General features: G+C 68.3%; 11 protein-coding genes. 7 read left to right on the plus strand and 4 right to left on the minus strand.

The features are described from left to right. Nucleotides 1-12 precede the first annotated feature (12 nt). From F4561_RS17545 to F4561_RS17575, 7 genes are all read left to right on the plus strand, one after another. Nucleotides 13-1,131: an ABC transporter substrate-binding protein gene (locus tag F4561_RS17545; protein ID WP_184580422.1), complete on the plus strand. Its 1,119-nt coding sequence runs from the start codon at nt 13-15 to the stop codon at nt 1,129-1,131. After that, nucleotides 1,124-2,323 (plus strand): quaternary amine ABC transporter ATP-binding protein, encoded by a 1,200-nt coding sequence (locus F4561_RS17550; protein ID WP_184580423.1) that lies wholly within the window; start codon nt 1,124-1,126, stop codon nt 2,321-2,323. Before F4561_RS17545 ends, F4561_RS17550 begins: the two co-directional genes overlap by 8 nt. After that, entirely contained in the window at nt 2,316-3,248 is a 933-nt protein-coding gene (locus tag F4561_RS17555) for an ABC transporter permease (RefSeq protein ID WP_184580424.1), read from the plus strand. The genes F4561_RS17550 and F4561_RS17555 overlap by 8 nt, the downstream gene beginning before the upstream one ends. A 153-nt stretch (nt 3,249-3,401) precedes the next feature. Then, entirely contained in the window at nt 3,402-5,756 is a 2,355-nt protein-coding gene (locus F4561_RS17560) for an arylsulfatase (protein ID WP_221445525.1), read from the plus strand. A gap of 46 nt (nt 5,757-5,802) precedes the next feature. After that, nucleotides 5,803-6,693, plus strand: coding sequence for a formylglycine-generating enzyme family protein (locus tag F4561_RS17565; RefSeq protein WP_246437221.1), 891 nt, complete (start codon nt 5,803-5,805; stop codon nt 6,691-6,693). 129 nt (nt 6,694-6,822) lie between these two features. Next, nucleotides 6,823-8,352, plus strand: a complete 1,530-nt coding sequence (locus tag F4561_RS17570; protein WP_312885342.1) for an aldehyde dehydrogenase family protein — start codon at nt 6,823-6,825, stop codon at nt 8,350-8,352. Nucleotides 8,353-8,396: 44 nt separating this feature from the next. Next, on the plus strand, nt 8,397-9,950 hold the full coding sequence (locus tag F4561_RS17575; RefSeq protein WP_184580426.1) for a GMC family oxidoreductase: 1,554 nt from the start codon (nt 8,397-8,399) through the stop codon (nt 9,948-9,950). Between the two features lie 831 nt (nt 9,951-10,781). Here F4561_RS17575 and F4561_RS17580 read toward each other — a convergent pair. The 4 genes from F4561_RS17580 to F4561_RS17595 are packed head-to-tail and all read right to left on the minus strand — an operon-like array spanning nt 10,782 to nt 15,300. Further along, nucleotides 10,782-11,024 (minus strand): hypothetical protein, encoded by a 243-nt coding sequence (locus tag F4561_RS17580; RefSeq protein ID WP_184580427.1) that lies wholly within the window; start codon nt 11,022-11,024, stop codon nt 10,782-10,784. Beyond that, complete coding sequence (locus F4561_RS17585; protein ID WP_184580428.1) at nt 11,021-11,527, minus strand: pyridoxamine 5'-phosphate oxidase family protein; 507 nt, start codon at nt 11,525-11,527, stop codon at nt 11,021-11,023. The genes F4561_RS17580 and F4561_RS17585 overlap by 4 nt, the downstream gene beginning before the upstream one ends. Then, nucleotides 11,524-11,976: a nitroreductase/quinone reductase family protein gene (locus tag F4561_RS17590; RefSeq protein WP_184580429.1), complete on the minus strand. Its 453-nt coding sequence runs from the start codon at nt 11,974-11,976 to the stop codon at nt 11,524-11,526. Before F4561_RS17590 ends, F4561_RS17585 begins: the two co-directional genes overlap by 4 nt. Nucleotides 11,977-12,012: 36 nt before the next feature. Next, nucleotides 12,013-15,300: an AfsR/SARP family transcriptional regulator gene (locus tag F4561_RS17595; protein WP_184580431.1), complete on the minus strand. Its 3,288-nt coding sequence runs from the start codon at nt 15,298-15,300 to the stop codon at nt 12,013-12,015. Between the last annotated feature and the right edge of the window lie 60 nt (nt 15,301-15,360).

Here is a 15,360-nt window from a genome sequence, read left to right on the forward strand (position 1 = left end):
AATGCCTCACCATTGAGGACGGTTCTGAAACACGGAGGCGAATACGGAAGGCTCTCGCGATTTGGCATACAGGTAATTCGGACGTCGACCGGTGTCCGAACAGGTCATGCACAATTCGAAGAGCGTGGACGGGTGCGGAGCTTTCCGCGTTCCCACCGGACCGCCCACACGAAAGGAAAGGTATTTGTGCGCCTCCGCCTATATCATTCGTTGGCCGCATTAGGAACAGCGTTCGCCATTACGCTTGCCTCCGGGTGCAACCTTCCCCAGGGGTTCGAACCGGCCGACATAGAAAACCGGGTACGTCTGGTTCAGCAGCCGTGGGAGGACCTGCTCGTCGAGAACGCGATCGCCGAACAGATCCTCACTGAACTCGGATACCACACCAGCACCCAGGACCTTTCCGTCCCCCTCGGAGCGCAGGCGCTCGCCCAGGGCGACGCTGATGCCTATCTGGGAAACTGGTGGCCGAGCCAGGAACCGGTGTTCGAGGAGCACCTGGATTCCGGAAAAATCGAGGTCCTGGACACGCTCGTCACGGGAACGACCTACGCTCCCGCCGTCCCCCAGAGCGTCGTCGACGAGTACGGCGTTAATTCCCTCGCGGATCTGGAGGAAAAGAAGGAACTGTTCGGCGGAGAATTCCTCGGGATCGAGAACGGAAGCCCGGGGAACCAGTACATTCTCGACGCGATCGAGCAGGACGCCTACGACCTCGGCGACTGGGAACTTATCGAGTCGGGGACCGCGCCGATGCTCGCCGAGGTCGAGCGGCGAATGGACCGGGATACTCCGGTCGTATTTCTCGCATGGAACCCGCACTGGATGAACGTGGAGTGGGACGTGAAGTATCTCGATGACCCCGAGGAGGTCTGGCCGGGAGCCGGCGAGATACGGGTCGCCACACGCGAAGGCCTCGCCGAGGACGATCCGAACCTCGCGCGCTTCCTCTCCCAGATGCAGGTGGAGCATGACACCGCGTCGGATTGGATTTACCAGGTCAGTAAGGAGTCGGTTCCGCCCGAGAGGGTGGCTCGCGACTGGATCGACGAAAATCCGGACACGGTCGAGGCGTGGCTTGAGGGCGTCGAGACAGTGGACGGCGAACCCGCGGAGATGCCCCATGATTGAGGTCGACAGTCTCACGAAGGTTTTCGGGATCTCGCAGCCGTCGGCGCTCCGGTCGGTGACGAACGGGGGGACGGAACGCGCCCAGACAGTGCGGCGAGCCGGTGGCTTTGCCGCGGTCAACGACGTGTCGTTCTCGGTCGAGCGCGGTGAGGTCTTCGCGATCATGGGTCTTTCCGGGTCGGGAAAGTCCACGCTCATCCGGATGATCAATCGGCTGGTGAAGCCTACGACCGGAACCGTCAAGTACGACGGGGTGGACGTGGGCGGCATGAACCGCCGCGACCTCCGGGAGCTGCGCAACGAGCGCATCAGCATGGTCTTCCAGCACTTTGCGCTGTTCCCGCACCGCACCGTGAGAGAGAACGCCGCGTACGGGCTCAAGATCCGCGGTTTCTCCAAACACGAGCGGTTGGAGAACGCTGAACGGGCTCTGGACCAGGTCGGCCTCGGACAGCTCGGCGACTCGTACCCCGATGAGTTCAGCGGTGGGATGAAACAGCGCGTGGGACTGGCGCGGGCACTCGCGACCGACCCGGATGTGCTGATCATGGACGAGCCTTTCAGCGCGCTCGACCCGCTCACCCGCCGCGCGATGCAGGACCAGCTGCAGGAGCTGCAACAGCGGTTCCAGAAGACCATCCTCTTCGTCACCCACGACCTCAACGAGGCCATGCGCATTGGTGACCGGATCATGATGATGAAGGACGGCGAGTCCGTCCAGCTCGGCACCGCACAGGAGATCATCTCCAGTCCCGCGAACGCCTATGTCCAAGACTTCATCGCCGACGTCGACCGCACGCGCAACCTGACAGCGAGCGCCGTAATGCAGTCGCCGTGGCTGACCGCCACCGCCGGCGAGTCCCCGAGGACCGTGCTGGCCAGAGTCGAAAGGTCCCGCGGTAACGGGGTCTACATCATCGACGCGCGGGGCCGGGTGGTTGGTATCGCCACCGACGAGACGCTCTCGCGCGTGGCCGGCGACGGGAGCACGGACCTCCGGGAATGCGTTCTCGACGACTACACGACCGTTGCGGAGGACACCCCCATCAGCGAGTTCAGCCACCTCACGGGTGGCCACGCCGTCCCGCTCGCCGTCGTGGACGGCGACGAGCAATTAATCGGCGTCGTGCCACGGACCCGGATCCTGGACGCCATCGCGAGCGAGACGCACGAGGCAGGTGAGCATGCCTGAGATCCCCGTCGGAGAAGTGATCCAGTCGTCGTTCGAATGGCTGACGGACAACGCCGCGCCGCTGTTCGATGTGCTGTCGGCTGCGCTACTGTTCTGCGTCAACCTCGTGTACGGACTACTCGCCGTGCTCCCCTCCCCCGCCCTCATCGCGATCCTCGCCGTCCTCGCCGCGGTGGTGGTCCGCAGCGTGAGCATGGTCGTGTTCACGGTTGTGGCGTTCCTTCTCGTCGACGGAATGCAGCTGTGGACGGAGACACTGCAGACACTGTCGGTGGTTCTTGTCGCCGCCCTCGTCGCGGTCCTTCTGGGGATTCCCGTCGGAATCCTGGCCGCGAACAGCACAAGGATTAGCGTCGTAGTCCGGCCGATCCTGGACTTCATGCAGACCCTTCCGGTGTTTGTCTACCTCGTTCCCGCGGTGTTCTTCTTCGGGATCGGCGTCGTACCGGGGATCTTCGCCACCATGGTCTTCGCCATCCCGCCGGCGGTCCGCCTCACCGAACTCGGTATCCGGCAGGTCGACGCGGAGATGGTGGAGGCCGCGCACGCCTTCGGGGCGCGCCGCTCGCAGTTGCTGAGCGAGGTCCAGCTCCCCCTTGCCGTCCCGTCGATCATGTCCGGCGTCAACCAGGTGATCATGCTCGCACTGTCGATGGTCGTCGTCGCCGGTCTCGTCGGCGCGGAAGGACTTGGCGGGGTCGTGGTCCAGGGCGTCACCCAGCTCAATGTGGGCGTTGCCTTCGAAGGCGGCATATCCGTGGTAATCCTCGCGATCTTCCTCGACCGCGTCACCGGGGTCTTCGGACGAACACGCAGGCGCCGCTCCCTTGCGGGGCTGTGGCGCGTAATCCGCGACCGCATGTCCGGATCGTCGGTGCAGGACAAGGAAGGTACGGAAGCAGAGCCGGAACCGTCCGGGGCGTGACCGCCGCACGGGTCGCGGCGGGAGCTGGCCCAACCCGGTGTTCGGCGGATCCGTGGGCTGCCTGCCGCCGCACCGAAGCAGCGATTCGCCATGCCGGGAATCGCGGGACGTACCAGCAGGAGACCCGAACCGATCATGAGAGGTGAACCAAGAGTGAGTGACGCGCACGCCGGACGGGAGCATCTGCCGCTTCCGGACCCGCAGTACCCGTCCGCCACGTCGACGGACGTGCGCGAGCAGACTCCGCCGTACACACCCGCCCAGCCGCTGACACCGCCGGACGGCGCGCCCAACGTCGTCCTGGTGCTCATCGACGACATGGGCTTCGGCGCACCCAGCGCGTTCGGCGGCCCGTGCGAGATGCCGACCGCCGACAGGTTGGCGGCCGGCGGGCTGCGCTACACGCGCTTCCACGTCACAGCGGTCTGCTCACCCACTCGGCAGTCGCTGCTCACCGGGCGCAACCATCACTCGGTGGGCATGGGCGCCACCACCGAGATGGCCAGCGCCGCGCCCGGCTACAGCGGGATCCGCCCACACAGCGCCGCCACCATCGCACAGGTCCTGCGGCACAACGGCTACAGCACAGGAGCCTTCGGCAAATGGCACCAGACCCCCGCACGCGACGTGAGTCCCGCCGGGCCGTTCGACCGCTGGCCCAACGGTGAAGGATTCGAACGGTTCTACGGTTTCCTGTGCGCGGAGATGAACCACTGGAATCCGGTGCTGTTCGACGGCACCACCCCGGTCGAGCCCTCGCGGCGGCCCGAAGACGGGTACCACCTCTCCGAGGACCTTGTTGACCAGACGATCGAGTGGGTCCGCACCCAGCAGACTCTCAAGCCGGAGGTCCCGTTCTTCGCCTACCTGCCGTTCGGGGCGACCCACGCGCCGTACCACGTGCCCCGGGAGTACCGGGACAAGTACCGGGGCAGGTTCGACCACGGGTGGGACCGCCAGCGTGAGCTCACCCTGCAGCGGCAGAAGGAACTGGGCGTCGTCCCGCAGGACGCCGAACTGGCCCCGTGGGCCGAGGGCGTGCCGCACTGGGACGAGCTCACCGCGGAGGAACGCCGGTCCGCGGCGTCGCTGATGGAGCTCTACGCCGGGTTCGCTGAGCACACCGACGACCAGGTCGGGCGCCTGGTGGACGCGCTGGAGGAGATGGGCGAGCTGGACAACACGCTGATCGTCTACATCCTCGGTGACAACGGCGCCTCGGCCGAAGGCGGCCTGGGCGGCACGCTCAACGAACACCGATACGCCAGTGGCATCCCGGACACCGCCGAGTTCATCAACTCGCATGCCAACTCCCTCGGGGACCCGACAACCCACGCCCACTACCCGGTCGGGTGGGCACTGGCGATGAACACGCCCTACCAGTGGACCAAGCAGGTCGCCTCGCACTTCGGGGGAACCCGCGACGGCGCGATCGTGCACTGGCCGAACGGCATCGACGAGCGCAACGGAATCCGGCACCAGTTCCACCACGTGATCGACGTGATGCCCACGATCCTCGACGCCGCCGGCCTTCCCGAACCCACCACGGTGGAGGGGATCGCGCAGCGGCCCATCGAGGGCACGAGTATGCTCTACAGCTTCAACGAGGCGGACGCCCCCGACCGCCGCCGTCTGCAGTACTTCGAGATGGTGGGCAACCGCGGCATCTACCACGAGGGGTGGATGGCGGTCACCCGGCACGGCACTCCCTGGGAGATGGTGCAACAGGGGCGCCAGTACTTCGACGACGATGTGTGGGAGCTCTACGACACCAACACCGACTGGACACAGGCGCGGGACATCTCCGCCGAGCACCCGGGAAAGCTACGCGAGTTGCAGCAGCTGTTCCTGATCGAAGCCGCGAAGTACAACGTGTTCCCGTTGGACGACCGGATGACCGAACGGGAGAACCCGAAGGAGGCGGGGCGGCTGGACCTGCTTGGGGACCGCGACACGATTACGTTCCACGGCCCCGGGCTGCGCCTGACCGAGGAGACCGCCCCGAACGTGAAGAACCGTTCGCACACGGTAACCGCGCTCATCGACATCCCGGACGGCGGCGCGGAGGGCGTCATCGTCGCCCAGGGAGGTCGCTTCGGCGGGTGGTCCCTGTACCTGCACGAGGGGCGGCCCACCTACGTCTACAACTACTTCGGCTTCCGCGAGCACAAGGCCGGCGCGGCCGAGCCGCTGCCGCCTGGCCGGCACGAGCTCCAGATGCAGTTCGACTACGACGGCGGAGGGGTCGGTCACGGCGGACGGGCCGTGCTTCTGGTCGACGGGGAGAAGGCGGCGGACTGCCGGGTGGAGGCGACCATCCCGTACTACTTCGCCTTTGACGAGACCTTCGATGTGGGCGTCGACCGGGCCTCACCGGTGACCGACGACTACCAGGAGGTCAACAACGAGTTCACCGGGCGGCTGCAGTGGGTGCGCGTGGACCTCGCCGACGACCTGTGCATGGACAACGAGAACGGGCAGGAAAAGTTCCGGGTGGCACATGAGTGACACTGCCGGTGGATGCTGCGCTCCTTCGAGAGGGCAAACGTCCAGCATGGAGTCCCCACGGGTTCCGGACGGCGGCGCCGCGGGCCAGACCGCCGGTATGGTCCTCCTGGACGGCGGCGGCTTCCTCATGGGCAGCGCCGACAACCGTGCCTACCCCGAGGATGGTGAAGGCCCCGTCAGACGAGTCGAGCTCGACCCGTTCTGGATCAGCCCCACCGCGGTGACCAACGCCGAGTTCACCAGGTTCGTCGACGCGACGGGGTACCAGACCGAAGCCGAACGGTTCGGCTGGTCCTTCGTCTTCGGCGGGCTGCTGCCGGACGACTTCCCGCCCACGCACGGTGTGGCGGAAGCGCCGTGGTGGCGACTGGTCGAGGAGGCTGACTGGCGGCACCCGCGGGGGCCGCAGTCCGGCATCAGCGAGCTGGCCGACCACCCGGTCGTGCACGTCTCCCACAACGATGCCCGCGCCTACTGCGCATGGGCCGGCCTGCGGCTGCCGACCGAGGCCGAATGGGAGTACGCGGCGCGGGGAGGGCTCAAGGAGTGCGCCTACCCGTGGGGTGACGTCCTGGAGCCCGACGGCGAACACATGATGAACGTGTGGCAGGGGACCTTTCCGCGGCACAACACCCGGGCGGACGGTTGGTACGGCACGTGTCCAGTCGACGCGTTCCCGGCCAACGGCTTCGGGTTGTACAACACGACGGGCAACGTGTGGGAGTGGTGCCACGACCGGTTCCAGTCGGACCCGGCCGCGGAGAACACTCGGGGCGAGCCACAAGCCCCCGAAGGGGCGGACCGCCGCAGCGCCCGGGGAGGCTCCTACCTCTGCCACGAGTCGTACTGCAGGCGGTACCGGGTGAGCGCGCGGCAGGGGATCGCCCCCGACTCGTCCCTGGGCAACACCGGGTTCCGCTGCGCTCGCGACGCTTAGGTGGTGTTCGTTGCCGGCGCCCGAACCCTGCCTTGCCCCGCGGGAGTTCTGGCGCCATAGCGAGGTGACCGACGCCGCAAACCAGACATAATCCGTTTCCCCAGGTCAAACATGAGATGATTACCTCCCGTGACCGACGAATCAAGTAACCAGCTTCCCAGCACCCCCTACGTCGCTTCTCCGGGTGCCCAGACAGCCACCAGCCTGTACATCGCCGGTTCCTGGCAGGCGGCCAATGAGGGCGGTGTCCGCGAGATCCACGATCCCGCGGACGCCTCCGTGCTCGGGGTGGTGAGCGAGGGTGACCTCACCGACGCCGAGGCCGCTGTGGCCGCCGCCCGCCGGGCGTTCGACGAGACCGACTGGCCCCGGTGGAACACCGGCGACCGCGGCGAGATCCTGCACCGCATCGCCGAGGCCCTGCAGCGCGACCGCGAGCGGATCGCGCTGCAGGAGTCCTTGGACACCGGAAAAACCGTCGAGGAAGGCCGGATCGACGTCGACGATGTCACGGGTGTCTTCCGGTACTACGCCGGGTTGGCCCACTCCGATCCCGGGCGTGTGGTCACCGCGCCAGAGGGCGTGCACAGCCGTGTGGTCTACGAGCCCGTGGGCGTGTGCGCCATGATCACCCCCTGGAACTATCCGCTGCTGCAGTTGTCCTGGAAGATGGCGCCGGCGATCGCAGCCGGCGCCACCATGGTGATCAAACCCAGTGAGATCACCCCGGTGACCACCGCCGCTCTGGTGGAGCTGGCCGTCGAGGCCAGAGTACCTGCGGGTGTGGTCAACGTGGTGCTCGGGGCGGGCGGCACCGTGGGCTCCGCTCTCGTGGAGAGCCCGGACGTGGACATGGTGTCATTCACCGGAGGGCTCACCACGGGCAGGCGCATCATGTCCGCCGCCGCCGAGACGGTCAAGAAGGTAGCCCTGGAGCTCGGTGGCAAGAACCCCAACATCGTTTTCGACGATGTGGATCTGGACACGGCCGTGGACTACGCGTTGAACGCCGCGTTCTTCCACTCCGGCCAGGTGTGTTCCGCGGGAGCGCGGCTCATCGTGCACTCCGATATCCACGACCGGTTCGTGCACGAGCTGGCGCGCCGGGCCGACGCGATCCGGATCGGACGGGGACAGCAGGCGGGCGTGCAATGCGGCCCGCTGGTGTCGGCCGAACACCGCGGCAAGGTCGAGACCGCAGTGCAGCGGGGGGTCGACGAGGGGGCCCGGCTCCTCGTCGGGGGCCAGCGCCCCAGCGCCCCCGAACTCGCCGACGGCTACTTCTACCGGCCCACCGTGCTGGTGGACTGCGAACGCTCGATGGAGGTGGTGCAGACCGAGGTCTTCGGCCCCGTGGTCACCGTCGAGAAGTTCGACACCGAGGACGAGGCCGTCGCCCTGGGCAACGACACGGACTACGGGCTCTCCGGCGCCGTGTGGACCAACGACACCGCCCGCGGCGAGCGGGTCGCCGCCGGGCTGCGCCACGGCACGATCTGGATCAACGACTACGGACCCTACATTCCGGCCGCGGAGTGGGGCGGCTTCAAGCGTTCCGGAGTGGGCAGAGAACTGGGGCACGCCGGTTTGGACGAGTACCGCGAGGCAAAGCACATCTACCGCAACCTCGCACCGGAACCGCAGCGCTGGTTTGACTGACCCCGCACCCGCCCAGCCGAACCACGAACGACAGCGGAGTAACGGTGACCTACAGCAGCTACGACTATGTGATCGTCGGTGGCGGAACCGCCGGTGCCGTCCTGGCCAACCGGCTCAGTGAGGATCCCGGCACCAGCGTGTGCGTGATCGAGGGCGGGCCGTCGGACATGGGTGAGGAACGGGTGCTGCAGCTGCGCCAGTGGTTGGGGCTGTTGGAGAGCGATCTCGACTACGGCTACACCACGGTGGAACAGCCACGCGGCAACTCTCACATTGTGCACTCGCGCGCCCGGGTGCTGGGGGGATGTTCCTCCCACAACACCCTGATCAGCTTCCGGCCCTTCGCCCAGGACCTGGCGGACTGGGTGGCTGCGGGTGCCGAGGGCTGGGACAACGCCACCGTGCAGTCCTACGCCGACCGGATCAAGTGCAATATCGTTCCGGTCCATCCCCGCGACCGCAATCCGCTGGTGACGGACTGGATCGCCGCCTCCGCCGCGGCGACCGGGGCCGAGGTCCTCGACGATTTCAACGCCCGCACCTCGCACGGGGACGGGTTCACTGATGCGGTCGGCTACCTGTCCATCGCCTACGACCCCCACACCGGTCACCGGTCCTCGGCGTCGGTGGCCTATCTGCACCCCATCCTGGGCCAGCGTCAGAACCTCACACTGCGCACCAACACCTGGGCCCGGCGGTTGCTGTTCGACAAGGACGGCTCCACGGTCCGCGGGGTCGAGCTGCGCGATCCCCAGGGCCAGTCCGACCAGGTGTACGCCCGCCAGGAGGTGCTGGTGTGCGCCGGAGCGATCGACAGTCCCCGCCTGCTGATGCTCTCCGGGATCGGCCCGGCCGCCGACCTGGACGCCGTGGGGATCCGCGCCCGCCAGGACCTGCCTGGTGTCGGGGAGAACCTACTGGACCATCCCGAGTCCATCATCATGTGGGAAACCACCGCGGACATCCCCGACCAGACGGTGATGTACTCCGACGGTGGTCTGTTCTTGCGGCGGGACACCAGCGACTCGCGCCCGGACCTGATGTTTCACATCTACCAGGTGCCGTTCGACGACAACACCGCACGCCTGGGCTACGAGTCCCCACCGCAGGGGCGGGCCATCTGCATGACACCCAACATCCCGCGGGCCCGGTCCCGGGGCAAGCTCTGGCTCACCAGCGCGGACCCCGCACAGCAGCCGGCGTTGGATTTCCGGTACTTCACCGATCCGCAGGAGCACGACGCGCGCACGCTGGTGGACGGGCTCAAGGTGGCCCGCGAGATCGCCGCGACCGAACCGTTCGCCTCGTGGATCAGCCGCGAGGTCGCGCCCGGCCCCACCGTCAGCACCGACGAGGAGCTCTCGGAGTTCGGGCGGCGCGCGGCGCACACGGTTTACCACCCCGCCGGCACCTGCCGGATGGGGGCGACCGACGACACAACCGCGGTCGTGGACCCGCGGTTGCGGGTCCGGGGCACGCACGGGCTGCGCGTCGTGGACGCCTCGGTCTTTCCGACCCTGCCCTCACCCAACCCCATGGTCACTGTGCTCGCCGTCGCGGAACGCGCCGCCGATCTGGTGCGCGCCGACCGCACCTAGCACCGCCATGGATCCGTGCCCCGCGTCCCGGCCGCGGGGCACGCCCGAGCCCCACGGACGTGGGGATGGCTCCCTTATGAGCAACGCGCAATCCAACACCATCCCCCATGGCAGCGTCCTCGGCCCCAGTGCCAGGCCGACGACGCCGTTCTTACCCACGCGTTCTGCATCGTCCTTGGTCTGCGTACGCACTGCACACGCAGCGCGTACGCAATCACGGCGCCGGTCCCTACTCAGACCGCATTCACGCGGCCGCGTAATCAAGTGCGCCCTGCTGACCTCGCTGCTTGACGAGCCGCCCCAGCGCTGCTTGCGGCCGAAGGCCGCAGCGATCTCGCCCCCGGTCGGCAGGGAACCGTCGCCGCGTCGCTGTTCTAATGTCCAGTGCCATGCTTCGGCGTGGATGGGAGGCACTCCTCCAGGATCGAGCATGGGAACCGCATCGCTCTCCTCTCCGCCAACATGGAGTCCTCCACGGGCACGCTCCTGTGTGCTTGCGGTGCTGATACCCCCATCCCCGTCTGAGGTGTTGCTGTCGCTCATTCCAACTAGCTCATCAGACGAATGGGAAACGGGAATCTCTCCCACACGCTCCCAACAGCCGCGACCAGCTCCCAAGAGACCCACCTGACCTGCCCGGACACCAAAACGGACTGGTCACAGAAACGGCTTGACTGCCTTGACACGGTAGAGGTCACTGGTTCGAGTCCAGTATCGCCCACCAGCATCACCGCAGGTCAGGATGGGTCTCTCAGATCTCTCCAAGGAAGGCGGACACCGCCGTGGGAGATATCTGGGAGATCATCTTTTTTCAGGGGGTCGTCGAGACCCTCAGGCGGCCTCGTCGCGGTAGTGCTCACGGGCGAGTTCGAGGACGAATGACGCCAGTTTTCGTTGCTCTGTGTGATCAAGACTGGTGATGCTGTCCCGCCATCGCCGGGTGAGCACGTCCAGGATCCGGGCTTTGGTCTCGGCGGTGACGTGTTCGTAGACGTTGGCCATGCCGGGCATCCGGTGGCCCAGCCGTGCCGCCCGGCCGACACGGCCCCCGGCGCCGCCGGGCAGCGACCTCACGACGCGGGATCCCGCCAGATGCGCGCGGGCCTGCCGGTCAGCAGATCGCGTCCGCGCAGTACCTGGACCCGGAAAGGGTCCATGCGCAGCACATGGAACTTCGGGTTCTCCGGGCCGCCCGGCCAGTAGGTCTCGGGGTCGTACCCGACACCGGGCGGGCTTCCCGTGCGGTACAGCTCCCAGACCTCACGCTTCGTCTCCGCGTCCTCAACCCACCGGGTCACGGTGTCGGCGGCGGCGAAGTCCTGGCGCGGACTCCAGTAGGAGAGCGTAGCGTGCGGGTTGCCGGCGAGGTGGGACCGTTTGACCGGAGTCTTGAAGGTGGCCAACCACCCCACCGGGAGGTCGTCCACGGTCTGCCAGATTGGCACCAGAATCCGGGAGCGCGGGCGGCCCCGAAGGTCCACGGTGGTCATGGTGGCGTACATGATGGCGCTGACGATGTCGGTGAACTCGTCCGAGATCTCGGAGTAAGGGAGGCGAGGGTGGAGGGCCGTGCTCATGTGGACTGCTCCTCATCGATGCGTTCCAGAACCACCACCGGGATCTCCCAACGGGAGTGCGCGGCGTGGCGCTGGTAGATCGGTGCCTTGGTGGCCATCAAGGTCCACAGGCGTTCGCGTTCGGCGCCGCGCGCGGTACGGGCGCGTACCGGGTACTTCTCTGCGCGCACCTGCACGAATGCCTCGGGGGTGGCCTGGAGGTTCAGGTACCAGTCGGGCGGTCGGGGCGGGCCCATCGCCGCGCTGGAGGCGACGAGGACGAGGCGCCCCGCGTCCTCGGTGAAGAAGAGGGCGGTGCGCCGCCACTGACCGCTGCGGCGGCCGAGGGTGGTCAGCAGCAGGTTGGTCATGCCGCCTTCGAGGTAGCCGTCCTCGCCATCGGAGGCGAGGTAGCGGTGTACGTGCTCGGCGACGAAGGGCTCCGGGCTGTCGGTCACTGTGGTGTTCATGGCACCCACCGTGCCGAGCCTCGCTTCGGGTCCGCTTTAGATCGGCTGTGGACCGGTCCGGGGCCGCTGGTTGGCGTCCAGCTCGCGCAGCATCGCCTCCGGCTCGGTGCCATGTCCGGCCGCGTGGAGCGCGGCGAGTTCCTGCTCGCCCAAGGCGGACCGGATCCGTGCGGTGATCCGGTCGAGGTCGCCCCGCTCTCCGTCGGGTAGCGGCGCCCCCACCGATTCTCGCAGTGCGGCGGCGCATCCGAGGAGCTTCGCGGCGCCCACATGGTCACCTGCCAGCGAGTCGGCTCCGGCGAGCCCTTCCAGGGCCATCGCGATCGCCCGCGGATCGCCGCCGACGCGGGCGGCGGCGAGGCCATCGCTGTGGCGCGAGCGGGCCGGCTCCGGCTGTCCTCGCAGCTCGGCGACGAACCCGAGTTCGGCGAGGATCAGCGCCTCACCGAAATGGGAGTCCATGCTCCGCTGCCATTCCAGCCATGGCTCCAGATGAGCTTCGGCCCCGTCCAGGTCGCCGCTCCGCCGGGCTGTGAGCCCAAGGCCGAGGTCGGCGTTCTCCACCCCCAGGACGTGGCCGTGCTCGGCCGCGAGGTTCCGTGCCCGCTGATGCAGTTCTAGGGAGAGGTCGTGGTCCCCGCGCAGCAAGGCGATCCGCCCTTGTGCGGACAGCTTGTCGCTGGCCTCGGTCCACAGCGTGAGTTCCTCGGCGCTGCGCAACCCCTCCGCATGCTGACGACTCGCGCGATCGTAGTCGCCGACGATTTCTGCGTGGGTTCCCAGCGCGTGGGTCGCCAGAGTCCTCCCCCAACCCTCGTCCAGCTCGGTGAACAGCGCCATGCTCCGCTCCCCGTACTCGAGGACTCGGTCCAGGTCGCTGCGAAGTAGGGCGTAGCGAGCCAGGGTGGCGAGAGTCGCCGCGGTGCCCCACTGGTCTCCCGCCGCGCGGAACACTCCCAAGGTGCGTTCCAGGATCTCCTCGCCGACCACGCGATCCCCCATGCCGGTCAGGGAGAAGGCAAGGAACCACTCGGCGCGGGCGATCGCCGGCAGGTAGGCGGGGTCCCGGGGAGGGGAGTCCGGGCTGTGGTGCAGGGAGAACGCCTCCCGCCCGAGTTTCACGCCCAGCGCGCTGCGCCACAGCGTGGCCGCATGGCGCAGGGCGGCGGCGGTCTCACCGCCGCAGTCGACGTTGGCCCGCGTCCCTCCGGTGGACAGCGCCACACCGAGGGAACGGTGGCCCTCGACCAGCTTGCCGCGCAGGACCCAGTACCAGGCGAGGCTCACCGCGAGTCTGAGCGCCTCCTCCGAAAGCCCATGAGCTCGCGCATGCTCCAGCGCGGCGCGGAGATTGGCCTGCTCGCCGTCCAGCACCACGAGCCGTTCCCGCTGCCGAGGTCCCCGGAGCAGCGGCTCGGCCTGTTCGACCAGCTCGGTGAAATGGCGCAGGTGGCGAAGTCGGGCATCGGCGAAGTCGTCTCCCGACTCGGCGAGGCGTTCTCGGCCGTAGGCGGCGACGGACTCCAGGAGCCGGTAGCGCGGCGCGGTACCGCGGTCCGACACCATGACCAGGGACTGGTCGACCAGCCTGGCGATGGTGTCCATGACATCGTCGTCGGTGAGCGCGAGCGGGGCGCAGACGGCTTGGACGGCTTCGAGGTCGCATCCGTCGGCGTGCACCGCGATGCGGGCGAGCACTGCGCGTTCCCGGGCGCCGAGCAGGTCCCAGCTCCAGTCGATGACGGCGCGCAGGGTCTGCTGGCGTCCGGGGGCGTCTCGCCGGCCGGAGCCGAGCACCGCGAACCGGTCGTCGAGTCGCCGCGCCAACTGCCGCACTCCCAGAGCGCGCACCCGGGTGGCGGCGAGTTCCAGCGCCAGGGGGATCCCGTCGAGTCGCCGACAGATGGCGGTGATCGCCTCGGCATCGGACTCGTCCGGGGAGAAGCCGGGGGCCACGGCCTGGGCCCGCTGTACGAACAGTCGCGCCGCACTGGAGGACCCCAGGTCCTCCGGGGCCTGCGGAAGGTCGAGGGGCGGCACCGCCCACAGGTGCTCCCCGGCGATTCCCAGCGACTCGCGGCTGGTGGCCAGCACCCGCACGTGCGGGCCGGCGCGCAGTAGTGCCGCGGTGAACTCTGCCACGGCCTCGATGACGTGTTCGCAGTTGTCCAGCAGCAGGAGCAGGCGCCTACCGCGCAGTGATTCGGCGATGCGGTCCAGCAGGGCTGGCGGGGTAATGGGTGGCTGCAAGCCCGCTGTGGCCGCGCCTTCGCGGATGTCGAGCGTCGCGGCGACCACCTCCGCGATCGCGCCGTCGGCCCGGCCGGAGCCCGCGAGCCCGGCCAGCTCCACCAGCCGCGCACCATCCGGGAAGGTGTCTGTGCAGATTCGCGCCGCCTCCAAGGCGAGGCGGGTCTTGCCGACGCCTCCAGGGCCGGTCAGAGTGACCACGCGATGGGTGGCGAGCAGCTCCTGAACCGCATCCAGATCCGCCTCGCGGCCCACCAGCTCTCCGGGCGTCGCGGGCAGGTCGGACCGCGGGCGGGGCCGTGCTGCAGGCGCCGCCTCCGCAGGGGCCAAGGTGGGGTCCTGCTGCAGGATGGCCTGATGCAGCGCGGTGAGCTGGGGCCCCGGGTCCACACCGAGCTCCTCGGCGAGTTGCTCGCGCAGCGCCTCATAGCTCAGCAGTGCCTCGCGCTGCCGCCCCGCACGGTACAGGGCGCTCATGTGGGCGGCGCGCAGCCGTTCGCGCAGCGGGTGGCGGGAGGCGAGTTCGGCGAGCCCGTCGGCGAGACGTTCGCCTTCCCCTGCCTCCAGTCTCGCCTCGGCCTGATCTTCGACGGCGGTGAGCCGCTGCTCCTCCAGGCGGTCCGCGGCGGACCGGGCGAAGTGCAGATCGGAGAAATCGGACAGGGCCGGCCCGCGCCACAGCGCCATCCCTTCCTCCAGTCGGCGCGCCCTTGCCACCGGGTCCTCGTCCCTGCGGGCATCGAGCACGGCTTGCTGGAAACGCGCGACGTCCACCGCTTCCGGTGCCACGTCCAGGAGGTAACCGGCCGCCCGGAAGACCACCAGCGCTCGGCCCCCGGCTTCGGAGTCTTCCAGCGCTCGGCGCAACTGTGAGACCCGGGTCTGTAGGGCGCCGGCGGGGTTGGCGGGCAGGTCATGACCCCAGAGATCCTCGATCAGCCGGTCGGCGGGTACGACCCGTCCGGCATCGATCAGCAGTGCGGCAAGCAAGGCGCGGACCTTCGCCTCTGGGATCTGGACGGGCCGACCGTCCGAGGTCCAGACCTCCAGGGGACCGAGAAGCCCGAAGCGCATGCGTTCACGGTAGCCGAAGCGTTGTCCCGGCCGACCTGGAGCACTCCCGAAGCGGTTCTG

This window comes from Lipingzhangella halophila (assembly GCF_014203805.1).
Classification (GTDB): domain Bacteria; phylum Actinomycetota; class Actinomycetes; order Streptosporangiales; family Streptosporangiaceae; genus Lipingzhangella; species Lipingzhangella halophila.